This window comes from Acinetobacter sp. RF14B, assembly GCF_006864105.1.
GTDB lineage: Bacteria > Pseudomonadota > Gammaproteobacteria > Pseudomonadales > Moraxellaceae > Acinetobacter > Acinetobacter lwoffii_C.
The window spans coordinates 1-528 of the sequence record NZ_SMTB01000235.1; the positions used below are offsets into that span (position 1 = coordinate 1).

Here is a 528-nt window from a genome sequence, read left to right on the forward strand (position 1 = left end):
CTGAAAACGCCACTGGCGGTGCTGCAAAGTACGCTGCGTTCTCTGCGTAGTGAAAAGATGAGCGTCAGTGATGCTGAGCCGGTAATGCTGGAGCGAATCAGCCGCATTTCACAGCAAATTGGCTACTACCTGCATCGTGCCAGTATGCGCGGCGGGACATTGCTCAGCCGCGAGCTGCATCCGGTCGCCCCACTGCTGGACAATCTCACCTCAGCGCTGAACAAAGTGTATCAACGCAAAGGGGTCAATATCTCTCTCGATAGTTCGCCAGAGATCAGCTTTGTCGGTGAGCAGAACGATTTTGTCGAGGTGATGGGCAACGTGCTGGATAATGCCTGTAAATATTGCCTCGAGTTTGTCGAAATTTCTGCAAGGCAAACCGACGAGCATCTCTATATTGTGGTCGAGGATGATGGCCCCGGTATTCCATTAAGCAAGCGAGAGGTCATTTTCGACCGTGGTCAACGGGTTGATACTTTACGCCCTGGGCAAGGTGTAGGGCTGGCGGTAGCCCGCGAAATCACCGAG

Annotated in this window: 1 protein-coding gene; it reads left to right on the plus strand. The window is 53.4% G+C overall.

All coding sequences use genetic code 11. From position 1 onward, the window contains the following. Positions 1–528: ATP-binding protein (locus tag E2K52_RS14705; RefSeq protein ID WP_264765954.1), on the plus strand; the 528-nt coding region annotated here is incomplete at both ends.